Annotated in this window: 21 protein-coding genes; 11 read left to right on the top strand and 10 right to left on the bottom strand. The window is 61.6% G+C overall.

Annotated features, from left to right (window positions below):
* Positions 1-17 precede the first annotated feature (17 nt).
* The 7 genes from ACP7E6_RS25505 to ACP7E6_RS25475 all read left to right on the top strand — a co-directional run bounded on the left by ACP7E6_RS25505 (position 18) and on the right by ACP7E6_RS25475 (position 5969).
* Positions 18-959 carry a carbohydrate ABC transporter permease gene (locus ACP7E6_RS25505; RefSeq protein ID WP_426232486.1) on the top strand — a complete coding sequence of 314 codons (942 nt, stop codon included), beginning with the start codon at positions 18-20 and terminating at the stop codon, positions 957-959.
* A 4-nt stretch (positions 960-963) separates the two neighbouring features.
* Entirely contained in the window at positions 964-1797 is an 834-nt protein-coding gene (locus ACP7E6_RS25500; protein WP_426232485.1) for a carbohydrate ABC transporter permease, read from the top strand.
* 4 nt (positions 1798-1801) lie between these two features.
* Positions 1802-2872 carry an ABC transporter ATP-binding protein gene (locus tag ACP7E6_RS25495; protein WP_426232484.1) on the top strand — a complete coding sequence of 357 codons (1071 nt, stop codon included), beginning with the start codon at positions 1802-1804 and terminating at the stop codon, positions 2870-2872.
* A 105-nt stretch (positions 2873-2977) separates the two neighbouring features.
* Positions 2978-3574: a class I SAM-dependent methyltransferase gene (locus ACP7E6_RS25490; protein WP_426232483.1), complete on the top strand. Its 597-nt coding sequence runs from the start codon at positions 2978-2980 to the stop codon at positions 3572-3574.
* Positions 3575-3631: 57 nt separating this feature from the next.
* Complete coding sequence (locus ACP7E6_RS25485; RefSeq protein ID WP_426232482.1) at positions 3632-4198, top strand: isochorismatase family protein; 567 nt, start codon at positions 3632-3634, stop codon at positions 4196-4198.
* A 179-nt stretch (positions 4199-4377) separates the two neighbouring features.
* Complete coding sequence (locus ACP7E6_RS25480) at positions 4378-4731, top strand: YciI family protein (protein WP_426232481.1); 354 nt, start codon at positions 4378-4380, stop codon at positions 4729-4731.
* Positions 4731-5969: an RNA polymerase sigma factor gene (locus ACP7E6_RS25475; protein WP_426232480.1), complete on the top strand. Its 1239-nt coding sequence runs from the start codon at positions 4731-4733 to the stop codon at positions 5967-5969. Before ACP7E6_RS25480 ends, ACP7E6_RS25475 begins: the two co-directional genes overlap by 1 nt.
* Position 5970: 1 nt before the next feature.
* Here ACP7E6_RS25475 and ACP7E6_RS25470 read toward each other — a convergent pair whose 3' ends face one another.
* Both ACP7E6_RS25470 and ACP7E6_RS25465 read right to left on the bottom strand, forming a co-directional pair.
* The gene (locus ACP7E6_RS25470; protein ID WP_426232479.1) at positions 5971-7191 is read right to left on the bottom strand and encodes an adenylate/guanylate cyclase domain-containing protein; all 1221 of its coding nucleotides are present in this window, start codon (positions 7189-7191) and stop codon (positions 5971-5973) included.
* A gap of 185 nt (positions 7192-7376) precedes the next feature.
* Positions 7377-8276 carry a LysR family transcriptional regulator gene (locus ACP7E6_RS25465; protein WP_426232478.1) on the bottom strand — a complete coding sequence of 300 codons (900 nt, stop codon included), beginning with the start codon at positions 8274-8276 and terminating at the stop codon, positions 7377-7379.
* Between the two features lie 122 nt (positions 8277-8398).
* Between ACP7E6_RS25465 and ACP7E6_RS25460 the strand changes: the two genes are divergently transcribed.
* The 3 genes from ACP7E6_RS25460 to ACP7E6_RS25450 all read left to right on the top strand — a co-directional run bounded on the left by ACP7E6_RS25460 (position 8399) and on the right by ACP7E6_RS25450 (position 13871).
* The gene (locus tag ACP7E6_RS25460) at positions 8399-9139 is read left to right on the top strand and encodes an SDR family oxidoreductase (protein WP_426232477.1); all 741 of its coding nucleotides are present in this window, start codon (positions 8399-8401) and stop codon (positions 9137-9139) included.
* A gap of 407 nt (positions 9140-9546) precedes the next feature.
* Positions 9547-10701 carry an efflux RND transporter periplasmic adaptor subunit gene (locus ACP7E6_RS25455; protein ID WP_426232476.1) on the top strand — a complete coding sequence of 385 codons (1155 nt, stop codon included), beginning with the start codon at positions 9547-9549 and terminating at the stop codon, positions 10699-10701.
* Positions 10698-13871, top strand: coding sequence for an efflux RND transporter permease subunit (locus ACP7E6_RS25450; RefSeq protein ID WP_426232475.1), 3174 nt, complete (start codon positions 10698-10700; stop codon positions 13869-13871). Before ACP7E6_RS25455 ends, ACP7E6_RS25450 begins: the two co-directional genes overlap by 4 nt.
* Before the next feature lie 347 nt (positions 13872-14218).
* Here the strand turns inward: ACP7E6_RS25450 and ACP7E6_RS25445 are convergent, their stop codons facing one another.
* The 5 genes from ACP7E6_RS25445 to ACP7E6_RS25425 all read right to left on the bottom strand — a co-directional run bounded on the left by ACP7E6_RS25445 (position 14219) and on the right by ACP7E6_RS25425 (position 16229).
* The gene (locus ACP7E6_RS25445) at positions 14219-14623 is read right to left on the bottom strand and encodes a type II toxin-antitoxin system VapC family toxin (RefSeq protein WP_426232474.1); all 405 of its coding nucleotides are present in this window, start codon (positions 14621-14623) and stop codon (positions 14219-14221) included.
* Positions 14620-14853 (bottom strand): AbrB/MazE/SpoVT family DNA-binding domain-containing protein, encoded by a 234-nt coding sequence (locus tag ACP7E6_RS25440; protein ID WP_426232473.1) that lies wholly within the window; start codon positions 14851-14853, stop codon positions 14620-14622. Before ACP7E6_RS25440 ends, ACP7E6_RS25445 begins: the two co-directional genes overlap by 4 nt.
* 97 nt (positions 14854-14950) lie before the next feature.
* Complete coding sequence (locus ACP7E6_RS25435) at positions 14951-15379, bottom strand: demethoxyubiquinone hydroxylase family protein (RefSeq protein ID WP_426232472.1); 429 nt, start codon at positions 15377-15379, stop codon at positions 14951-14953.
* Positions 15372-15521 carry a demethoxyubiquinone hydroxylase family protein gene (locus ACP7E6_RS25430; RefSeq protein ID WP_426232471.1) on the bottom strand — a complete coding sequence of 50 codons (150 nt, stop codon included), beginning with the start codon at positions 15519-15521 and terminating at the stop codon, positions 15372-15374. The genes ACP7E6_RS25435 and ACP7E6_RS25430 overlap by 8 nt, the downstream gene beginning before the upstream one ends.
* A 141-nt stretch (positions 15522-15662) precedes the next feature.
* The gene (locus tag ACP7E6_RS25425; RefSeq protein ID WP_426232470.1) at positions 15663-16229 is read right to left on the bottom strand and encodes a TetR/AcrR family transcriptional regulator; all 567 of its coding nucleotides are present in this window, start codon (positions 16227-16229) and stop codon (positions 15663-15665) included.
* Positions 16230-16349: 120 nt separating this feature from the next.
* Here ACP7E6_RS25425 and ACP7E6_RS25420 point away from each other — a divergent pair, with 120 nt between their 5' ends.
* Positions 16350-17558 (top strand): MFS transporter, encoded by a 1209-nt coding sequence (locus tag ACP7E6_RS25420; protein ID WP_426232469.1) that lies wholly within the window; start codon positions 16350-16352, stop codon positions 17556-17558.
* 12 nt (positions 17559-17570) lie between these two features.
* On the opposite strand, the gene ACP7E6_RS25415 is transcribed toward ACP7E6_RS25420, so the two are convergent.
* The 3 genes from ACP7E6_RS25415 to ACP7E6_RS25405 all read right to left on the bottom strand — a co-directional run bounded on the left by ACP7E6_RS25415 (position 17571) and on the right by ACP7E6_RS25405 (position 20901).
* Positions 17571-19184, bottom strand: coding sequence for a 5-guanidino-2-oxopentanoate decarboxylase (locus ACP7E6_RS25415; RefSeq protein WP_426232468.1), 1614 nt, complete (start codon positions 19182-19184; stop codon positions 17571-17573).
* Between the two features lie 78 nt (positions 19185-19262).
* Positions 19263-20069 carry an ABC transporter permease gene (locus ACP7E6_RS25410; RefSeq protein ID WP_426232467.1) on the bottom strand — a complete coding sequence of 269 codons (807 nt, stop codon included), beginning with the start codon at positions 20067-20069 and terminating at the stop codon, positions 19263-19265.
* A 4-nt stretch (positions 20070-20073) separates the two neighbouring features.
* The gene (locus ACP7E6_RS25405; protein ID WP_426232466.1) at positions 20074-20901 is read right to left on the bottom strand and encodes an ABC transporter permease; all 828 of its coding nucleotides are present in this window, start codon (positions 20899-20901) and stop codon (positions 20074-20076) included.
* Positions 20902-20972: the final 71 nt, after the last annotated feature.

Below are 20972 nucleotides of genomic sequence, written 5' to 3'. Positions count from 1 at the left end.
ACTGGAAATATTTGACGATGGCTTCACATGCAGCAGCCCGCAATAGCGGCGCGCGCAGGGACCAGCGGCCGCTGAAGAAGCGTTTTGCCGATGCCTCCGCCCCCTATCTCTATAGCGCGCCCGCGCTGATCCTGATCGTCACCGTCATGCTGGTGCCGCTGATTCTCGGCATTTCCTACGCCTTTCGCGATATCCAGCTGCTCAATCCGATGTCCGGCGGCTTCATCGGGCTCGATCACTTCAGGACGTTGTCTGAGGACCAGAATTTCTTCCGGGCCTTGAAGAACACGCTGTGGTGGACTGGCTGGTCCGTGTTGCTGCAGTTCGTCTTCGGCCTTATCCTTGCGCTGTTGCTCGACAAGCCGTTCTACGGCCGCGCCATCGTCCAGGCGCTGGTTTTCCTGCCCTGGGCGGTTCCAAGCTTTCTCGCCGGTCTCAACTGGGCCTGGCTGTTCAATCCCGTCGTCGGCCCCATTCCCCATTGGCTGTTTGCCCTTGGCCTGATGAACGAGCCCTACAACATCCTGTCGGATCCACAGCTGTCGATGTGGGGGCCGATCATCGCCAATGTCTGGTGGGGCATTCCTTTTTTCGCCATCACGCTTCTGGCGGCCCTTCAGGCGATCCCGCGCGACCTCTACGAAGCCGCGAGCATTGACGGCGCCGGACCGGTGCAGCGTTTCATCTCGATCACCCTGCCCTTCCTTGCTCCAACGATTGCCATCACGGTGCTTCTGCGCACGGTCTGGATTTCCAATTTCGCCGACCTGATCATCGTCATGACCAATGGCGGCCCGGCCGACCGCAGCCAGATCGTCGCCAGCTACATCTTCACCCAGGCCTTCAAGCGGCTGGATTTCGGTTACGCTTCGGCCATCGCGCTCGTCCTGCTCGCGCTTTTGATCACCTATTCCATGCTGATCGTGATCCTGCGTCAGTGGCTGTTGAGCAAGGATTGAGATCATGACCGGCAAACGCATCCTCTCCGTCCTCGCCCATCGTCTGGCCATTCTCGCCTATGTGATCTTCGCGCTGTTCCCGCTCTACTGGCTGTTGAAAGTCTCGGTCACGCCCAACAAGCTGCTCTATTCCGAGGGCATCAAGATGTGGCCGTCGCGAACCAGTTTCGAACATTTCGACTTCGTCTTGAAACACAGCGAATTCCCGACCTTCTTCAAGAACAGCCTGATTGTCTCCGGCTCGACTGCCATCATCGTCACGGTGCTCGCCTCGCTTGCCGGCTACGCCATGTCGCGCTTCAATTTCCGTGGCAAGTACTGGATCATCACGCTGATGCTGCTGACGCAGATGTTCCCGCTGGTGATGCTGGTCGCGCCGATCTTCAAGATCCTCTCCCCGCTCGGCCTGACCAACAGCCTCACCGGCCTGGTCATCGTCTACACCGCCTTCAACGTACCCTTCGCCACCTTCCTGATGCAGTCCTTCTTCGACGGTATTCCGAAGGACCTCGAGGAAGCCGCGATGATCGACGGCGCCACCCAGTTCGTCGCGTTCCGGCAGATCATCCTGCCGCTGACGCTGCCGGGGATTGCCGCAACCCTCGGCTTCGTCTTCACCGCCGCCTGGAGCGAACTGCTGTTCTCGCTGATGCTGATTTCCGGAAACGATTCGGCGACCTTCCCGGTCGGGCTGCTCTCCTTCGTCTCCAAATTCTCGGTCGACTTCGGACAGATGATGGCGGCGGGCGTCATGGCGCTTATCCCGGCCTGCCTGTTCTTCCTGTTGATCCAACGTTACCTCGTGCAGGGCCTGACGGCCGGCGCCGTGAAAGGCTGATCCCATGGCATCCATCGATATCGCCGCCATCCACAAATCCTATGGCATCCATCCGGTGCTGCACGGCATCGATCTGGAGATCAAGGACGGCGAGTTCGTCGTTCTGGTCGGCCCGTCCGGCTGCGGCAAGTCCACGCTGTTGCGGATGATCGCTGGCCTCGAAGCCGTCACCGATGGCGAAATCCGCATCGACGGCAAGCGCGTCAACGACCTCGCTCCAAAGGACCGCGACATCGCCATGGTGTTTCAGTCCTACGCGCTCTATCCGCATATGAGCGTCGCGAAGAACATGAGCTACAGCCTGCGCCTCAGAAAAACCGCCAAAGAAAAGATTGCTTCCGTCGTCGCCAGCGCTGCCACGAAACTCGGGCTCGATCCGCTGATGGAACGCCGTCCGAAAGCGCTCTCTGGCGGCCAGCGCCAGCGCGTCGCCATGGGCCGAGCCATCGTGCGCGAACCAAAGGCCTTCCTGTTCGACGAGCCGCTGTCCAATCTCGACGCCCGCCTGCGCGAACAGATGCGCGCCGAAATCAAGAAGCTGCATCAGGATCTCGGCGCCACCTCGATCTACGTCACCCATGACCAGATCGAAGCCATGACGCTCGCAGACCGGATCGTCGCCATGCATGGCGGTATCATCCAGCAGGTCGGCAGCCCGCTCGAACTCTACGACAATCCCGCCAACCTCTTCGTTGCCGGGTTCATCGGCTCACCCGGCATGAACTTCTTCGAAGGCCGCTACATGGTGACCGGCGATACCGCCAGCTTTGCCCTCACCGGCGGTATCGTGCTGCCGCTCGGTGGCACCGCCAATCTCGCCGACGGAAGCCGCGCCACGCTCGGCATCCGGCCGGAACATGTGGTCCTCGGCGCCGAAGGCCCGGACGTTCTCAAGGCCACTGTCGATCTGGTCGAGCCCACCGGCTTCGGCATCATCGTCCATTTGAAACTCGGTCCGGTCGCCTTCAAAGCCTTCACGCTCGACCGCCGTTTCCTTGGCATGCATGGCGAGGTCGATGTCAGGCTTCCGGGGGAAAATCTGCATTTCTTCAACGAGGCCGGGCGGAAGGTCTGACTTTCTGGCTGCGGTAAAGGGGTTCGACTTCCGGTTTTGACATTGTCAACGACTTTTAGTATTTTCAATATAAACAATGGTTTATGAGAAAATCCTGAAAGAGCAATGTCTCACGATCCCAACACCCTGCGCTTCTACGAAATGGAAGCCGCCAAATACACATCCAGAGGCGTGGAGCCGAGCCGGGCCTGGATCGAGCTCTTTCTTTCGCATTTGCAGCCGCACGCGACCATTCTTGAACTCGGGTGTGGCGCCGGGCAGGATAGCGAATTCATGCTCGCGGAAGGGTTTGACGTCCGCCCGACGGACGGCACCCCGGAAATTGCCCGCGAAGCAGAAAAACGCCTGGGAATCCCGGTTGCCACACTGCTGTTCGGCGATCTCGACGAGCAAGGCGCCTATGACGGCATATGGGCCAATGCCTGTCTTCTCCACATCCCCAGAGCCGAACTGCCGGATATCCTCGCCCGCATCCATGCTGCGTTGAAGGCAGGCGGGGTTTTCTATGCCAGCTTCAAGGCTGGAGAGACCGAAGGCCGCGACGAGTTCGACCGGTATTACAACTATCCCTCCGAATGCTGGTTGAGAGACATCTACGCCAAACTGGGCTGGGCATCCATCTCGATCGAAGCGCAATCGGGAAGCGGCTATGACAATAAGCCGACCGAATGGCTCCACGTCCTGGCGGCGAGACGGTCCTGATCTCCATACGACTTCCCGATCTTTGCGACGTGATAAAAGCGAACGAGGTACGTTTTGGTGGAGCAATCAGAGAGCGTTGAGGCAACGGCGGATGCCCTGATCGTTGTCGATGTCCAAGTGGCCTTCGTCACCGGGATCGAGGCTGTCCCGGACCATGCCGGATTGCTCAAAGCCGTCGAGGCTCTGATTGGCTCGGCGCGCGCGGCAAAGGTTCCGGTTATTTTCCTGCGGAACGACGGCGAGCCAGGCACGGCCGATGAGCCGCATCAGCCGGGCTGGGCACTTCACTTTCCGGCGCTTGCCGGCGAAAGCGTCGTGCGGAAATCCGCAGACGATGGCTTCGACGGCACATCCCTGCACGACCTGCTCGCGGCATCGGCCGTGCAAACCGTTGCCCTCTGCGGTGTGCTGTCTGAAATGTGCGTGGCTGCGACCGCCCGGGCGGCGATGCAACGCGGCTATGGTGTGATCCTGCCGCATGATGGGCACGCTACCTATGACGTGCCTGCAGGTCCCGGCGGATCGGCAGAGGTTCCAGCCAGCATGGCGGCGCGGGCAACGGAATGGTCGCTCGGTGACGAGATCACCATCGCCGCGTCGGTTACGGACGTTCGTTTTTCCTGAACTGGCGAAAGTCCCTCTCTCGTTCGCCGCCATCCTATCGTCTGCCAGGTTCTGCAAAAAAATCCAGGCCATGTCGAAATTCCCGATCAGCCAGCGTTCTTGGAGCATCGAGATTAAACTCGACCGTTGCCCCTTTCACGCAGGCCCTTGAAACTACACGATCCATGAGGAGAACCACGATGCAGTATATGGCACTGATCTATTCCGACCCGGCGCTGGAACCGGCCTATGGCACACCCGAATTCGACACCATGATGCAGGGTTACTTTGCCTTCAACGAAACCTTGAAAGCAGCAGGGGTCTATGTCTCCGGCGAAGGCCTGCAGGACATTGATACGGCCACAAGCGTGCGGGTTCGCGGCGGCAAGGTGGAAACGATGGATGGCCCTTTTGCCGAGACCAAGGAACGGCTGGGTGGCTTCTTCGTCATCGACGTTCCCGATCTGGATTCCGCCTTGCGCTACGCCGCCATGATCCCCTCGGCCGCCTATGGCACCATCGAGGTGCGGCCATTGATGGACTATAATTCCTGATGCACAGAGCCGCCCCCGATCCTCAAGCCGTGTCCCGGGCCATCGATGCCCTGGCACGGACGGACCGGGGGCGGCTGTTGTCGGCGCTGATCGCCCGGCTGAAGAATTTCCAGCTGGCCGAGGACGCGTTGCAGGATGCGCTGGCTTCCGCCGTCGTGCACTGGGGCAGGACCGGGCTTCCCGCCTCGCCGCAGGGCTGGCTGCTGAAAGTCGCGCTGCGCAAGGCGATCGACCTGTTGCGCAAGGCCGCCCGCGAAGACCGCAAGACCGCCGAGATCGCGCGGCTGTCGCTGGACGAAGCGGCCGAAGACGGCACCGACGACATTCCGGATGAGCGCCTACGGCTGATCTTCACCTGTTGCCATCCCGCGCTCGAACCCAAGACCCAGGTGGCGCTCACTCTGCGCACACTTGGCGGCTTGAGCACTCCCGAAGTCGCCAACGCCTTCCTCGACAATGAGGCAACCATGGGCCAGCGATTGTCCCGGGCGCGCGCCAAAATCCTTGCGGCCGGTATTCCCTACGCGGTGCCGGGCCCCGAAGCCTGGGCGGAACGGCTGCAATCCGTACTGACCGTCGTCTATCTGATCTTCAATCAGGGTTATTCCTGTGCAGCGGGCGATCGGGTCCGGCAACTCGGCGAAGAGGCGATCTATCTCGCGCGCATGCTGAACAGCCTGCGCCCGGAAGAAGCCGAGATCGAAGGACTGCTCGCCCTGATACTGATCACCGAAGCGCGCCGGGCGGCACGGCTGGCCGCCGATGGAACCAGCGTGCCCATTGCATCGCAGGACCGCAAGCTCTGGAACGACGGGCGGATTGCCGAAGGCTTTTCGCTGCTCGACCGGGCGATGGCCCGCCGCGCTGCCGGACCATTCCAGATCAAGGCGGCCATAGCCGCCCTGCACGTGCAGTCCGAACCGCCGGACTGGCGCCAGATCGTCCTGCTTTATGACAGCCTGTTGCGGATGGAGCCGACGCCGGTGGTGCAGTTGAACCGCGCCGTGGCGCTGGCGGAGGCCGGAGCACCGGAAGCCGGACTGCGCGTTCTGGAAATGCTGGCGCCGGCACTTGATGCCTACCAGCCGTTTCATGCCGCCCATGCCGAACTTTTGTCGCGCTGCGGCCGCACAGGCGCTGCGCTCGCCGCCTACGATCGCGCCATCAACCTCGCGTCCAATCCGTCAGATGCCGTGTTTCTCAGGCACCGCCGCGCTCAGGCAGCCGAAAACGCCTGAGCTATTCGACAGACTTTTCCAGCGGCATCAGCGTGAACAGTTCCTGGGCCCGCTTGACGCCGCGCAGCGCGTAGCGACCGATGGAGACCACTTCGGAATTGCGCGGCGGTGGTGCTGCGGCAACGAACTGCGATGACATGATGACGCTGCGATCGACGAAACGGCACATCGAGGCGATGCGGCTGACCTCGTTGACGGCCGGGCCGATGACGGTGAAATCCAGCCGGTCGCTTGAGCCGATATTGCCGTAGAAGACATCGCCGATATGCAGGCCGAGATAGACCTCGGTGACGGGGCGGCCTTCGAGCATGCGCTGCTCGTTCAAGCCTCTTAGCTTCTCGCGCAGATTATGCTCGGCAAGCAGGGCGCGGGCGCAGGCATCTTCGCGCTCCTCGGCCTTGAAGATCGCCAGCGTGCCGTCGCCGATCAGCTTCAACACATTGCCGCCGGCCTCATGGATGGAGGAAATCACCGCATCGGCATAATCGTTGAGGAATGGAATGATCTCGTCCGGCGGCAGGTTGTCGGAGATGCGTGTATAGTTCTGCAGGTCGGAGAACCACAGAACCGCAGAAATCCGCTCGGCCTTGCCGCGCGATATGCGGCCTTCAAGCACCTGCTTGGCGGCGTCCTCACCCAGATAGACCTCGGCAATTGTGCGCGAGATGCGCGTCAGCGAGCCCGCCTTGATCGCCAGCGCCAGAACCGGCACCAGCTGCCGCAGCGTCGCCAGGTCCTCGTCGCGAAAGCCCTCCTCGTCCATCGTCGTCCAGTGCGAGTAGAAACAGTCCATGTCGCCGATATGGCTGTCCTGGGCGAAGCGATGGATCATCGCAACGTAGTCCTTGTGGCCGGCTGTCAGCATGACATCGAGCATGTAGAAATCGGCCGGATCGCCGAAACCGAGGCGCCGGCGGATCTCGTTCTGATTCTTCTCACGCAGGTGGAAGAACGCCGAGCGCTCCCAATTCTCAGCCGACACACCCTCGTTGGTCGGCCCATATTCGAAGGCCGCTTTCACCGGCTCCTTGCTGTCCCACTGGAAGGCCCGCCCCTCGTAGACCGGATGCAGGGTGTCGATCAGCGCCAGGCCGCGATCTAACCGAAGCCCAGCAGCGCGGACGCGCTGACAGAAGCCGTTGACGATGTCCATCTCATCGGTGCCCTTCAGGCCCTGCGTCGTCAACCAGGCGGAAATCTCGCTGATATCGTCTGCGTTCATGTTGATTTCCTTGATTCCTTCGGACAATCACACATTTAGCGCATAACCCATCGACGCGGAATCGATTTAAGGGATAGCGGCCGGATCGACGGGCCGTGCGGGGAAAACGTGCAAGGGAGGGTCTTTGAAGCTGCCGCGCATGTGGGTAAGCCGCAGTCCAAAGGCAAGGTTAAACCGCAGCCTTTTTAAATTTCGTCTTGGCGTGTGACAAATTCACGGGACAGCCAATCGATGAAAACGCGCACCCGCGGCGATAGCTGGCGGCTGCGGGGGTAGAGCAGCGAAACCGGCGTGCGGGACGGCGGATTATCCGGCAGGATGGCAACGAGCGTGCCTTGTCTCAGGTCCTCTTCCAGCGAGTAGCGCGGCGCCTGCATGATGCCGAGCCCCAGCCGCGCCGCCGCAGCCAGCGTATCGGCACCGTTGACCGACACCACCGCCGGTAGGGAAACGTTGCGGATGCCGCCTGCGACCGTGAACTCCAGCGGAAGAAGCCCGCCGATAGCCGTTGACCAGAAACCGATCATCTGGTGTCCGCTCAGATCGTCAATGCTCTGCGGCAGGCCGAAGCGGGCGATGTATTCCGGCGAGACACAGGTCACCTCTTCCAGAAGGGCGACCCGCCGCGCAATCATATCGCTGTCCTGCAGATCGCCGACGCGCAGCACGCAGTCGATCCCCTCGCGGATCAGATCGACCAGCCTGTCGCCTTCGCTCATATACATCTGGATATCCGGATATTCCTTGAGGAACGCCGGCAGTCCCGGCAGAACGAAATGCCGCGCCAGCTTTCCGTGCACATCGACGCGCAGCAGCCCTTTCGGCTTGGTGCCGGCAAACGCACCTTCGGCATCCTCGATATCGGACAGGATTGTCAGGCAACGCCGGTAATAGGCCTCGCCATCGAGCGTCGGGCTGACATGGCGGGTCGTCCGCTGGAGAAGGCGCACGCCCAGCCGTGCTTCCAGCTGTTTGACCGCATCGGTCACGGTCGAGCGCGGAAGGCCGGTATCTTCGGCGGCAAGCGTGAAACTGCGCCGCTCCACCACGCGCGAAAACACCCGCATCGCTTCAAATCTGTCCATCCGGATTGTTCGCCATTTTCGAATAGTGATGCCGAAGAATGGCTAATTATCCGCCGAATGAAAAGCTGCATCTTCTCCTCATCGAAAACGCGCTGCGGCGTGGTTAATCAAGGAGAAAGAAAATGTCCGATAACGATAACAAGGTCGCCATCGTCACCGGCGCCTCGCGCGGCATTGGCGCCGCCATCGCCGAACGCCTCGCCCAGGACGGCTTCACCGTCGTCATCAACTATTCGGGCGATGCCGCTACAGCCGAGGCGCTGGCCCGGAAAATCGAAGACAAAGGCGGCCGGGCGCTGACTGCAAAGGCCGATGTCAGCGACGCGGAAGCCGTGCGCCAAATGTTCGATGCGGCGGAAGCAGCCTTCGGTGGCGTCGATGCGCTCGTCAACAATGCCGGCATCATGGCGCTCTCTTCGCTCGCCGAAAGCACCGACGCCCTGTTCGACCGCCAGATCGCCATCAACCTGAGGGGCACGTTCAACACGCTGAGGGAAGCGGCAAGGCGCCTGCGCAACGGCGGCCGGATCGTCAACCTCTCGACCAGCGTCGTCGGCCTGAAGCTCGAAAATTACGGCGTCTATGCCGCCACCAAGGCCGCTGTCGAAACGCTGACCGCCATTCTGTCGAAGGAATTGCGCGGCCGCTCGATCACCGTCAATGCAGTGGCGCCCGGCCCGACAGCCACCGATCTCTTCCTCAATGCCAAGAGCGACGAACTGATCGCCAGCATGGCGAAGATGAACCCGCTGGAACGGCTCGGCACGCCGGAGGACATCGCGTCGGCCGTCGCCTTCCTCGTTGGCCCCGACGGCTCCTGGATCAACGGCCAGGTGATGCGCGCCAACGGCGGCATGATCTGACCCGCGGCGGCCGGTACGCATTTTGTTGGCCATCGGCTTTCCGCAGTTCGGCGACGCGCTGCCGCCATGATACTCACCCCGGCCAACAGAAGAAATTCTCAGATGACACGCGCATGCCGGAACACATTTTTCCGTGGTGACTCGATGTCCGAATGATGTAAGTTGAGCATGAAGATAGCCTTGCCTGCTCGATATAGCTGCGGCTTCCATGGCTGGGGCAGCCGGCGGGAAAGTATCTTCCGACTTGAAATTATTGTTGATTTTAAACGAAACGCGACTTGGTCATGCCTGTGCCCAGACTGCCTGAAATCACATAAAGTCCGGCAAGCCTGACCGCAAAAAAACGTCGAAAACCCTCCTGCGCAACGGCGTGGGATACGTGTTTCATGCGCTTCAGGGGGCTTACCATGGTACGAAACTGCCTTGTTCCGGCACTACTATTTTTCTGCACAACACTCTCTGCAGCCGCCTCTTCAGCACAGGAACAACCGAAACCTGCCGTCACCGTCGCCAAACCAGTGGTCCGGGATGTCGTCGATAGCGATGAATTCATCGGCCGCTTCGAAGCCGTCGATGAAGTGACGCTGCGCTCGCGGGTTGGTGGCTATCTCGATCAGGTCAATTTCAAGGATGGTGCCATCGTCAAGAAGGGCGACCCGCTCTTCGTCATCGACCAGCGCCCCTTCAAGACCGCTCTCGACGTCGCCACGTCGTCTCTGGAAGTCGCGAAATCGACACTGACCTTCGCCGAATCGGAATTCGCCCGCACCGAAACCCTGGTGCAAAAGGGGACGCTTTCCGTATCCACCCTGGACGACCGCCGCCGCGAGCTGCAGTCCGGCCAGGCCAACCTGCGCGGCGCCGAGGCAAGCCTGGCCCGGGCCAAGCTGGACATGGAATACACCACCATTTTTGCGCCCCTGAGCGGTCGCATCGATCGCCGGCTGATCTCCGTCGGCAATCTGGTACAGGCCGACCAAACCGCGCTGACGACAATCGTGTCGCTGGATCCAATCGACTTCTACTTTGACGTCGATGAGCGCCGCCTGCTGAATTATGCCCGCGTGGCGCGCGACCATGGCAGCAATCTGCAGGAGGGCGGCGGCGCCCTGGAAGTCTCCGTGACCATCGCCGACAGCACCGAGAAACCGTTCAAGGGCAAGCTGGATTTTGCCGAGAACCGCATCGACCAGGAAACCGGCACGATGCGGGTGCGCGCCCGCTTCGACAATCCGAAATTCATCCTGCAGCCCGGCCTGTTCGGCCGCGTCGAGGTCAGCGCCTCCAATACCTACAAGGGCATCCTCGTTCCCGACGAGGCGATCGGCGCGGACCAGGATCAGCGCGTCGTCTACGTGGTTGCCGAGGACGGCAGCTTCGCGACCAAACCGGTTCGCCTGGGACCGAGGCTCTATGGTTATCGCGTCATTCGCGAGGGCCTGACGGGGGATGAAACGCTCGTTGTCAATGGTCTGACACGGTTGCGGCCCGGCGTCATCGTTGCACCGAAACTGGTTGTCCTGCCGCCTGAAGCCGCCGCGGCGACGGAGAACGGCCAATGAGATTTGCCCATTTCTTCGTGGACAGGCCGATCTTCGCATCGGTCCTGTCGATCGTCCTCTTGATCGTCGGCGGCATCGCCTATTTTCAGCTACCCGTCGCCCAATATCCGGAAATCGCCCCACCGACCATCGTCATCCGCACCGCCTATCCGGGTGCCGATGCCGAGACCATCGCCGATACGGTTTCGACCCCGCTCGAACAGGAAATCAACGGCGTCGAGGACATGCTCTACATGTCGTCCTACTCGACCGCCGACGGATCGATGGCGCTGACCGTCACTTTCAAGCTCGGTACTGATCTCGACAAGGCACAGGTGCTCGTCCAGAATCGCGTTTCGATCGCCGAACCGCGCCTGCCGGAAGAAGTCCGCCGCATCGGCATAACCACGGCAAAGAGTTCACCCGACCTGATGATGGTCGTCCACCTGATCTCGCCGAACGAGCGCTACGACCAGCTCTACGTTTCCAACTATGCCCGCAGCCGCGCGCGCGATCAGCTCGTCCGGCTGGAGGGCGTCGGTGACGTCATCCTGTTCGGCGAGCGTGAATATGCGCTGCGCATCTGGCTCGACCCGGAAAAACTCGCCTCTTACGGCATGACCTCGGGCGATGTGGTGCAGTCGTTGCGCGACCAGAACGTCCAGGTATCCGGCGGATCGATCGGCGGACCGCCAAACGCCGGCAACAATGCTTTCCAGTACACCGTCACCACCGAGGGGCGCTTCAGCGATGCCCGGCAGTTTCGCTATGTCATCGTCAAATCGACGGCGAGCGGCCGTCTCGTCCAGTTGCAGGACGTCGCCCGCATCGAGCTCGGCGCCAAGGACTATGTCACGAACAGCTATCTGAACGGCAAGGCTGCCGTCGCCATGGGCATCTTCTCGCGCCCGGGCACCAACGCGCTTGAGGCTGCCGAACAGATCAAGGCGACCATGGAAACCCTGAAGAAGGATTTTCCGCCCGGCCTCGAATACACCATCGTCTACAACCCGACGGAATTCATCTCGGAATCGATCAACGAGGTCTACAAGACCATCCTCGAGGCCGCCATCCTGGTTGCCATCGTGGTGCTGATCTTCCTGCAGTCCTGGCGCACGGCGCTGATCCCGATCATCGCCATTCCGGTCTCGCTGATCGGCACGTTCGCACTGCTGCTGGCCTTCGGCTTCTCGCTCAACATGCTGACCTTGTTCGGCCTGGTGCTGGCGATCGGTATCGTCGTCGATGATGCGATCGTCGTGGTGGAAAATGTCGAACGAAACCTCGCCAAGGGAATGACGCCCAAACAGGCGGCGCATGTGACGATGGACGAGGTCGGCACCGCCGTCATCGCCATCTCGCTCGTGCTGATCGCCGTCTTCGTGCCGACGGCCTTCATCCCCGGCATTTCCGGGCAGTTCTACCTGCAGTTCGCGGTGACGATTTCCGTGGCAACGGCGATTTCCGCCCTGAACTCGCTGACGCTTTCGCCCGCGCTTGCCGCCTTGATCCTGCGTCCGCATCAGGAACATCACGAAACCCGCAATCCGATCACGCGTGTCGCCAGAGGCCTTGCCAACGGCTTCAACACCGGTTTTGACCGGATGACCCAAGGTTATTCCTGGGTTGTCCATCATCTCGTCTCGACACGGATCGCGCTTGGCGCCAGCCTGATCGTCTTTTTCGGATTGCTGGCGGGCACCTGGTACATGGCACAGATCGTGCCGCGCGGCTTCGTGCCGACGATGGACCAGGGTTATGCGATCGTCGTCGTGCAATTGCCCGAAGGCGCCTCGCTTGCCCGGACCGACGCCGTCATCCAGCGCGCCTCCGACATGATCCTCAAGGTACCGGGCGTCAAGAACGCCGTCGCCTTCTCCGGCTTCAACGGCGCGACCTTTACCAACGCGTCCAATTCCGGCGTGGTCTTTGCCGCTTTCGACACGTTCGAGGAGCGTCTGAAGCACGGCTATAGTGCCAACCAGATCATCGGCCAGCTCTACGGTACGATGCAGAGCATCGAGGAAGCCTTCATCATCGCCGTGCCGCCGCCATCGATCCGCGGCATCGGCAATTCCGGCGGCTTCAAGATGCAGATCGTCGATCGAGAAAGCTCCGACATGCGCCGGGCGCTCGGTCTCGCGTATCAGATGATGGGCGCCGCCAACCAGACAGAAGGCCTGACCGGCGTCTTCACCACCTTCTCCGCTTCCAGCCCGCAATATTTCCTGGCGATCGACCGCGACAAGGCGCGGGCGCTGAGCGTGCCGATCCCCAACATCTTCGAGACGCTGTCGATCAATCTCGGCACCTCCTACGTCAACGATTTCAACGCCTTCGGCCGCGTCTACCAGGTGCGGGCGCAGGCCGACCAGCAGTTCCGGCTTGAGCGGGAGGATATTCTCGACCTGAAGGTGCGCTCCGCCACCGGCGCCCTGGTGCCGCTCGGAACGCTCATCGATATCCGCGACACCACCGGCCCCTCGCTTGTCCAGCGCTACAACATGTATGTATCGGTCCCGATCCAGGGCAATCCGGCACCCGGAGTCTCGACCGGCACAGCCCTCGACAAGATGGAGGCTCTGGCCGCCCAGATCCTGCCGCCAGGCACCTCGTTCGAATGGACGGATCTCGCGTTCCAGGAGCGCAACACCGGCAATACGGCGATTTTCATCTTCGCCCTCTCGGTTATCTTCGTCTTCCTGGCGCTGTCGGCCCAGTATGAAAGCTGGATCCTGCCGCTGGCGATCATCCTCGTCGTACCGATGGCGGTGCTTGCGGCTTTGATCGGCGTTCACCTGAGGGGGCAGGACAACAACATTCTGACCCAGATCGGGCTGATCGTGCTCATCGGTCTTGCGGCCAAGAACGCCATCCTGATCGTCGAGTTTGCACGCCAGGCGCAGGATGACGGGATGAACCCGGTCAATGCGGCCATCGAGGCCAGCCGCCTGCGCCTGCGGCCGATCCTGATGACCGCCTTTGCCTTCATCCTCGGCGTCGTGCCGCTGATGATCGCCACCGGCCCGGGTGCGGAAATGCGCCAGTCGCTCGGCACCGCCGTCTTCTCCGGCATGCTCGGCGTCACCATTCTCGGCCTGTTCCTGACCCCGGTGTTCTACGTCGCGCTGAGGTCGGTCGGCTACAAGCCGAAGGAAAAGCCCGTTCCGCCGGAATCGGGGATGATTTGAGGGCTGAGAGGCCGGGCAGAGATTGTCCGGCCTTTTTCTGTTGGAGGGCGGCCAATCGCTCCGCTTGGGGAAGGGTGGCCACCCTCCCCTCCGTCATGCCTGTGCTTGTCACAGGCATCCAGCCACCGCGCGTCTGCGCGGTGAGAGAACTGTTTTTACGTTGGGTTAAGTCTGTTCACGGCGCAGACGCGCCGTGGCTGTATCCCGGAACAAGTCCGGGACGACGGCGAGCAAAAGCGTGCCAAAAACAGGAAACAATTCGCGTTAGGGTCTGGCGCTTTCGACGATTGTCAGACTCCGGACGGCTTGTTCGTTAAGTCGCTATCCTCACCGCAATCCCAACGCCCCTACCGATCCGGCGCAATCAACTTCACCGTTGGAAAATACGTCCGGTACCGGCCCGTATCCCTGGTCAGCAGGTCCAGCCGGTCAACAGCCGCATGTGCGCCAATAAAAAAATCCGGCAGGACACCGGCACGCGACCCACCCGTCTTGCGGTATTTCTGAAAGACTTTTCCGGCCAGAAACAGAGCCGGGCGCGGCATCGCCGCGAGCTCGATCCCCGCCTCGGAGAGAAACGCTTCCAGCCGCTCGATCCGCTCGTAACGCACCGCAAGTTCGGCATAGACGACGTCGTTGATGAGAAGCGGTCCGCGCAGGCCAGCAGCTTCCAGTTGCTCGATCGACCAGTCTGCCCAGTCCGGATCGTCGGTCACCACGTCGAGCAGGATATTGGTATCGACCAGCGTCACTCGTCACCGCGCGTCAGCGCCATGATCGCATCGGTGCTCAAGCCCTTGCCGGCATGGCCGCGCAGCTTGTTGAAGCGGCTGGCAGGACGTTTTTCGTCGGCGCGCGTCAGCACGACGCTGCCGTCGGCCGCGCGTTGGAAATCTACCCGGGTCCCCGGCACGATGCCCAAAAAATCCCGCACCGGCTTCGGAATGGTCACCTGCCCCTTCGTCGTCACTGTCGCGCTCATCATGCACCTCGGTAAGGAATGTTTTTACAAAGGTATTACATCGGGTGGTCGACTTCAAGATGCGGTGATTTCTCGACGCTCCCAGACAGGGATAACGTCACTTGCCATCAGTTTTCAAAGCCCATGCCATCCGCGTCGAATCCCCCCAGGTCGACAGCCAGATCAGGGTGTTCGTCGCCACGGAGATGATGCCCCTTAATGCAGCAAAAACAACGCTCCTTGATTTCAGCCGCTCTTCAGCATGGCGCAGATGTGCGATTTCCTCATCGCGGATGGATAGGATGATGTCGCTCAATTCGGGATCGCGCCCTTTCAGAAAATGCAGCTGGTCATCAAGGTGACGATGCACCGCCGCTTCGACGGCAGCCGTACACGCCCAAATACCCTGCCGCCCCAGCAGTGCCGTCAGAAACCCCAGCATCCAGCCACCGTAGCTCCAGAAATGCATAATCTGGCATGGCCGTGATTTCCGCTTTGGCATGGCATCGCAAAACAAGGTGCAATGACGCTTTTCATCCTCAAGCATATCGACGAGTGCCGGAACGCAATCCGGCCAGAACCAACCAGACACCAGGGATCTGCGCCGAATAGATCCGGATCGCGCCAAACTCTCCAGCATGATTGACCCGGACGATGCGCGTGATCGTCAATGCATCGCGCTGCGTCATAACTGTCTTCGCATCTATCCTGCCCTGCAGCATCGGCACTCCCGCACGCGTCTGGCGACACAACACCGCCCCGGCGTAGTCACAACCCTAGCGGCAATTCCCTATAGATTCCGTCAATAGATCGTCACTCGGTGCACGCGCCTACCGCTTCGGCGGTAACAAGCTCTCCACCAGCCCCAAAACCTTATCGGATGCCGGCGGCACGTCGTCGAAGAGGATGCGGTACATGATTGGGGCGACGAGCATGTCGATCACCGTTTCCACATCCGGAAAGTCTTCGCCGCGATCGCGGGCGCGCCCGGCAATGACCTGCAGCTGTTCGCGGGTATAGCCGCAGCATTTTCCGGCATTGCGGCTGTCCGTTGCGACGCTGGAAAGAACGTCGCGGATCATCGCCCGGCCCGGGCCGGAGGCCATTTCGTCGGCATATTGCTCGGCCCATTGCGTCAGGTCGGTGCGCACCGAACCGGTATCTTTCGGCGGCGCATCCGGGCGCAACCGCTCGACAGCAACGTCGGCAAGCAGCTCCTGCAGGTCGCCCCAGCGCCGGTAGATCGTGGAGGGCGTGACGCCAGCCTCGGTGGCAATCAGCGGGATCGTCACGTCGCTGCGGTCCATCGTCGACAGGAGGCCGCGCACGGCCTTATGTACCGAGGCCTGCACGCGGGCGCTGCGCCCGCCCGGCCTGATATTTTCGCGTATGTTCATCGGCGTCATCTCCGCTTTCCACTCGCCACGCAAAAACCACTAACGCAAATAATTTGCTTTTATATCTGTTCCGCGCTACGAAAGCTAACGCAACATCTTAGCTTTTAGGGACAATAGCGCATGTCGAGCAAAAGTGAACCTGTTTCCGGCGGCCTTTCTCGCGCCAGACGGCGCTGGGCCTTAGGCTTCCATGCGACAACGCTAATTACTTTCCTCGCCGCATCGGCAGCACCGACGCCGCTCTATCATCTCTATCAGGAGAACTGGCACTTCTCGCCGATCCTGCTCACCTTCATCTTCAGCGTCTATGCGTTCAGCCTGCTGACGACGCTGCTCGTCGTCGGCTCGCTGTCCGATCATATCGGCCGCCGCCCCGTCATCTTCGCCGCCATCCTGCTGCAGGCAGCCTCCATGCTTCTGTTCATGCTGGCCGACAGCCCCTCCTGGCTGATCGCGGCCCGCATCGTTCAGGGTATCGCTACGGGCGCTGCCAGCGGCGCCATCGGCGCGGCATTGGTCGATGCCAACAAGATGTCAGGCCCGATCGTCAACAGCATTTCGCCGCTGCTCGGCATGGCTGTCGGTGCGCTCGGCGCCGGCGCACTTGTGCAGTTTGCGCCCGACCCGATGCGTCTGGTCTATCTCCTCCTCTTCGCCGCTCTGCTGGCACAGGCCGTCTTCGTCTGGAGCGTTCCCGAAACAGCCGAATCGAAGCCGGGTGCTTTGGCATCGCTGCGCCCGCATGTCGGCGTGCCGCCGCAGGTCCGCCCGTCGCTGATGGCGATCACCCCGATCAATATCTCGATCTGGTCGCTCGGCGGTTTCTACCTGTCGCTGATGCCGTCGCTGGTTGGTGCCGCCACCGGCAATCATTCACCGATGACAGGCGGTTTGACGGTTGCAGCGCTCACCCTCAGCGGCGCACTCGCCGTCTTCTTCCGGCGGCAGAAGCCGGCCCGCGCCAACCTGACGTTTGGGGTCTTTACGATGCTGTCCGGGCTGTTGATCGTCGTCGCCGGTGTCCACACCGGTTTTGTGGCGCTGCTGTTTTCCGGCACGATCGTCGCCGGGACCGGCTTTGGGTCCTGCTTCCTTGGCGCTGTCAGCACGATCATGCCGCTGGCCAAGCCGGAGGAGCGCGCCGGGCTTTTGTCCGCCTATTACGTCCAGAGCTATCTGGCCTTCAGCATTCCCGCAATCCTGGCCGGCTTCCTGTCGCGGGCGGTCGGGCTCACCATGACGGCAGACATTTATGTCTGCGTCATCATCCTTCTGACATCCGGCGGTTATGCCGCACTATCGCGTGCCCGGGTGCAGCCGGCCGAGTGACTGGCGGTCCGGTTAACGCTTGCCGCCTGCCGCCTGGGCGCGAAAGGGGTCGCCGAACACCAGCATGGTCGGGATATCCCTCCCCTGCGCCGCTTCTAGCGCTGGTTTCAAAGCCTCGAAGCTCTCCAGCCGCTCCGCGTGCCAGCCATAGGCCCGGCCGATGGCGATGAAATCCGGCGTGTGCAGATCGACGCCGAGCGGCGGAATGTTTTTCGACACCATGTAGGACTTGATTTCGCCGTAACCGCCATTGTCGTGCAGCATCAGGATGACGGGCGCCTTCGCCTCCATCGCCGAGGCGAGTTCGGCCAGCGAGAACTGCAGGCCGCCGTCTCCCGCCAGCACCACGACCGGCCGCTCCGGCCGTCCGATCTTGGCGCCGATGCCCGCCGGAAGGCCGTAGCCGAGTGTGCCGTAACCGGTCGCCGAATTAAAATAGGAACCGGGCGAGGCCGCCTCATAGGCCGTATTGCCGGCATAGACGAGCTGGGTCGAATCCCCGGCGATCAGCACGCCCGGCAAGGTATCGCGGATCGTTTCGAGAATGATCAGGTCGTCGAGCAAAGCGGCCGGAACGTCGCGATGAACGAGAGTTTCCACTTGCGCTGCCCGCGCAGCCCCTTCCCGCGACCCCACTGAGACCAAATCCAGCAAAGCCGCCGCACATCGCGACCCATCGCCGACGATGCCGATTTCGGGTGCGCGGGTGCGCATCAGTTGCGCCGGATCGATATCGACGCGAATGAAGGCGCCGGGAATGGAAAAGAGCCCGTCCTCATACATGTCGTAATCGGTCGGCCCGAGCTCCGTGCCGATGCCGAGCACCACATCGGCCGCCTCGATCAGCGCGCGGGTGGCCGGCATGCTCGCCGAAAGGTTGACCGCCAGCGTATGCCCCGGCGGCAGGATGCCCCGGCCATTGGTGGTCATCACCACCGGCGCATCGAGCTTTTCCGCCAACGCGCGGATTTGCGCCGCCGCACCGATTGCGCCGCCGCCCACCAGAATGACCGGTGCCTTCGCACCGTCCAGCAATGTTGCCGCTGCCCTCAATCCGCCGGCGTCACCAACAGGTCGCGACAGGCGAACAGGATTTTCCGGCACGGTCAGGTGCTCCGCCGAAGCGAGCATGACGTTGATCGGCAGCTCGATATGCACCGGGCGGGGCCGGGCGCCGTCGAAGATCGCGAAGGCCCGCGCCAAAGCCGGCGCCAGGTCCTCCGGCCGGTTGACGGTGCAGCTAAAGGCTGAGACGCCGCTGACCAGCGCCTGCTGGTTGGGCAGCTCATGCAGCCAGCCCTCGCCCGAGCCCATCCGGCCGTGCGCATTGACGGTCGAGATCACCAGCATCGGAATGCTGTCACCATAGGCCTGGCCCATCGCGGTGACGATATTGGTCATGCCCGGCCCGGTGATGATGAAGCAGACGCCCGGCTTACCGGTGGCTCGCGCATAACCATCGGCCATGAAACCCGCCCCCTGTTCGTGGCGCGGCGTCACATGCCGGATCGCGCTTCCCGCCAGCCCGCGATAAAGCTCGACCGTATGCACGCCCGGAATGCCGAAGACGGTATCGACGCCATAGGATGTCAGCAGTTTCGTCAGATACATGCCGGTGCTGATCATGCGGATACCTCTTATTTTTCGTTTCTTGCTATACAATTGTATAGTCTGCCAGCGCGCAATATCCAACGAACGTCGCCGTCAGGATTTCTTGGAAAATTTGAAGGTGACAGCGGTCTTCGCCAGGATGACCGAGATGACGATGACGATCAGGATCACCGAGATCGCGGCAATGGCCGGATCGATATTGTCGCGCAGCCCCATCCACATCATCCGCGGCAGGGTCACCGCATCGACGCTGGTGATGAACAGCGTCACGCCGATCTCCTCCCAGGAGAGCACGAAGGAGAGGAAGAAGGCGGTGAACACGCCGAACTTGATGTTCGGCAGGATGATCTTGAAGATCCGCTGGTTGACGGAGGCGCCGAAACCGCGCGCGGCCAGATCGATCCGCCGGTCCACCTGCGCAAGCGCAACCGTTACCATGACAACCGCAAACGGCGCGATCATCACCGCATGCGCGATGGCGACACCCACCCAGGTATCATAGGCGACGACATCGTTGACCTTGGATAGCGTCGTCAGGAAGAAATACAGCGTGATCGCCGAGACCACCGGCGGCGCCACCATCGGCAACAGCACGAAGCCGAACAGCAGGCTGCCGAACCACGGCCGGAACATCCAGATGCCGAGGCTGAACATCAGTGCCAAAAGTGTCGCGATCACCGAACTCAGGATGCCGATGCGCAGGCTGAGCCAGATGCTCTGCAGCCAGGCCGGATTGTCGAGCAGCGCCTGGTAGTGCCGGAGCGACCAGACATCGGCCGGCATCGACAGGAAGCGTGCCGGGGTGAACGACACCGGCACGACAGCGATCAGCGGCAGGAGCAGGAACAACGCGACCGCAAAGGCGAGGAAAACGGCAATCGGCGTGGGTTTCATCGACATCGGCTCAACCCAGCATCTTGTTTGGCCGCACCAGCCGCAGCATCAGGATCAAAAGCGCGCCGACAATCAGCATGAGGATGACGCTGATGGCAGCACCCAGCCCCCAGTCCGGGCTCTGGAACAGGCGCAGGTAGATCAGCTCGGCGATCATGACGCTGCGGCCGCCGCCGAGGATCGCCGGTGTGATGAAGAAGCCGAGCGCAAAGACGAAGACCATCAGCCCGGCACCGAGAATGCCCGGCAGCGTCATCGGCACGAAGATCGACCAGAAGATTCTGAGCCGCGATGCGCCCATGCCGCGGGCGGCCAAGAATACGCGCTCGTCAAGACTGCGCATGGCGGAGGCGATCGGGAACACCGCAAACGGAATGAGAAAATGCGCCATGCCGAGCACGACGCCGAACTCGTTGCGCACCATGGTCAGCGGCTCGGAAATGATGCCGGCCGCTTGCAGCCAGGTGTTGATCAGTCCGCGATTGGACAAAAGCGCCACCCAGCCGAAGGCGCGGGTCAGCACCGAAATCCAGAACGGAATGAGAATGCAAAGTTCCGTCACCAGCCGCTGCGCAGGTGTGCCGCGCACCCAGACATAGGCAATCGCGTAAGCCGCAGTCACCGCGCAGACGGTGACGATCAGACAGATGCGGAACGTGCGGAAAAACACCGACTGGATCAACGGATCGGTGACCGCCTTGCCATATTGCGAAAACCCGGGTTCCGGCAGGGTGACGCTCCATTGCATGACGCCAAGGAACGGCACGAGATAGGCAAGGCCGAGAAACAGCACGAGGGGGCCAAGCAGGAGCGCCGGTTTCAATTTGTCGGATTTCATGGCGGCTCTCCTTTCTGGATGCGAGCTTAGTACGATGGAGGCGGCAGGCTCCCTCTTCTCCCCGCCGGGGA

The sequence above is a fragment of the Pararhizobium sp. DWP3-4 genome, assembly GCF_049898205.1.
Lineage (GTDB): Bacteria > Pseudomonadota > Alphaproteobacteria > Rhizobiales > Rhizobiaceae > Pararhizobium.
Note: the sequence above shows the minus strand (reverse complement) of the source record. Positions and strands in the feature narration are given on the sequence as shown.

Coding starts and splice junctions, on each gene's coding strand:
- ACP7E6_RS25410 (WP_426232467.1), bottom strand. CDS start 20,069: ATGTCGATGAAACCCACGCCGATTGCCGTTTTCCTCGCCTTTGCGGTC.
- ACP7E6_RS25430 (WP_426232471.1), bottom strand. CDS start 15,521: ATGACGCAGCGCGATGCATTGACGATCACGCGCATCGTCCGGGTCAAT.
- ACP7E6_RS25470 (WP_426232479.1), bottom strand. CDS start 7,191: ATGAACGCAGACGATATCAGCGAGATTTCCGCCTGGTTGACGACGCAG.
- ACP7E6_RS25420 (WP_426232469.1), top strand. CDS start 16,350: ATGTCGAGCAAAAGTGAACCTGTTTCCGGCGGCCTTTCTCGCGCCAGA.
- ACP7E6_RS25415 (WP_426232468.1), bottom strand. CDS start 19,184: ATGATCAGCACCGGCATGTATCTGACGAAACTGCTGACATCCTATGGC.
- ACP7E6_RS25475 (WP_426232480.1), top strand. CDS start 4,731: ATGCACAGAGCCGCCCCCGATCCTCAAGCCGTGTCCCGGGCCATCGAT.
- ACP7E6_RS25505 (WP_426232486.1), top strand. CDS start 18: ATGGCTTCACATGCAGCAGCCCGCAATAGCGGCGCGCGCAGGGACCAG.
- ACP7E6_RS25465 (WP_426232478.1), bottom strand. CDS start 8,276: ATGGACAGATTTGAAGCGATGCGGGTGTTTTCGCGCGTGGTGGAGCGG.
- ACP7E6_RS25490 (WP_426232483.1), top strand. CDS start 2,978: ATGTCTCACGATCCCAACACCCTGCGCTTCTACGAAATGGAAGCCGCC.
- ACP7E6_RS25460 (WP_426232477.1), top strand. CDS start 8,399: ATGTCCGATAACGATAACAAGGTCGCCATCGTCACCGGCGCCTCGCGC.
- ACP7E6_RS25425 (WP_426232470.1), bottom strand. CDS start 16,229: ATGAACATACGCGAAAATATCAGGCCGGGCGGGCGCAGCGCCCGCGTG.
- ACP7E6_RS25495 (WP_426232484.1), top strand. CDS start 1,802: ATGGCATCCATCGATATCGCCGCCATCCACAAATCCTATGGCATCCAT.
- ACP7E6_RS25435 (WP_426232472.1), bottom strand. CDS start 15,379: ATGCTTGAGGATGAAAAGCGTCATTGCACCTTGTTTTGCGATGCCATG.
- ACP7E6_RS25450 (WP_426232475.1), top strand. CDS start 10,698: ATGAGATTTGCCCATTTCTTCGTGGACAGGCCGATCTTCGCATCGGTC.
- ACP7E6_RS25480 (WP_426232481.1), top strand. CDS start 4,378: ATGCAGTATATGGCACTGATCTATTCCGACCCGGCGCTGGAACCGGCC.
- ACP7E6_RS25500 (WP_426232485.1), top strand. CDS start 964: ATGACCGGCAAACGCATCCTCTCCGTCCTCGCCCATCGTCTGGCCATT.
- ACP7E6_RS25440 (WP_426232473.1), bottom strand. CDS start 14,853: ATGAGCGCGACAGTGACGACGAAGGGGCAGGTGACCATTCCGAAGCCG.
- ACP7E6_RS25405 (WP_426232466.1), bottom strand. CDS start 20,901: ATGAAATCCGACAAATTGAAACCGGCGCTCCTGCTTGGCCCCCTCGTG.
- ACP7E6_RS25455 (WP_426232476.1), top strand. CDS start 9,547: ATGGTACGAAACTGCCTTGTTCCGGCACTACTATTTTTCTGCACAACA.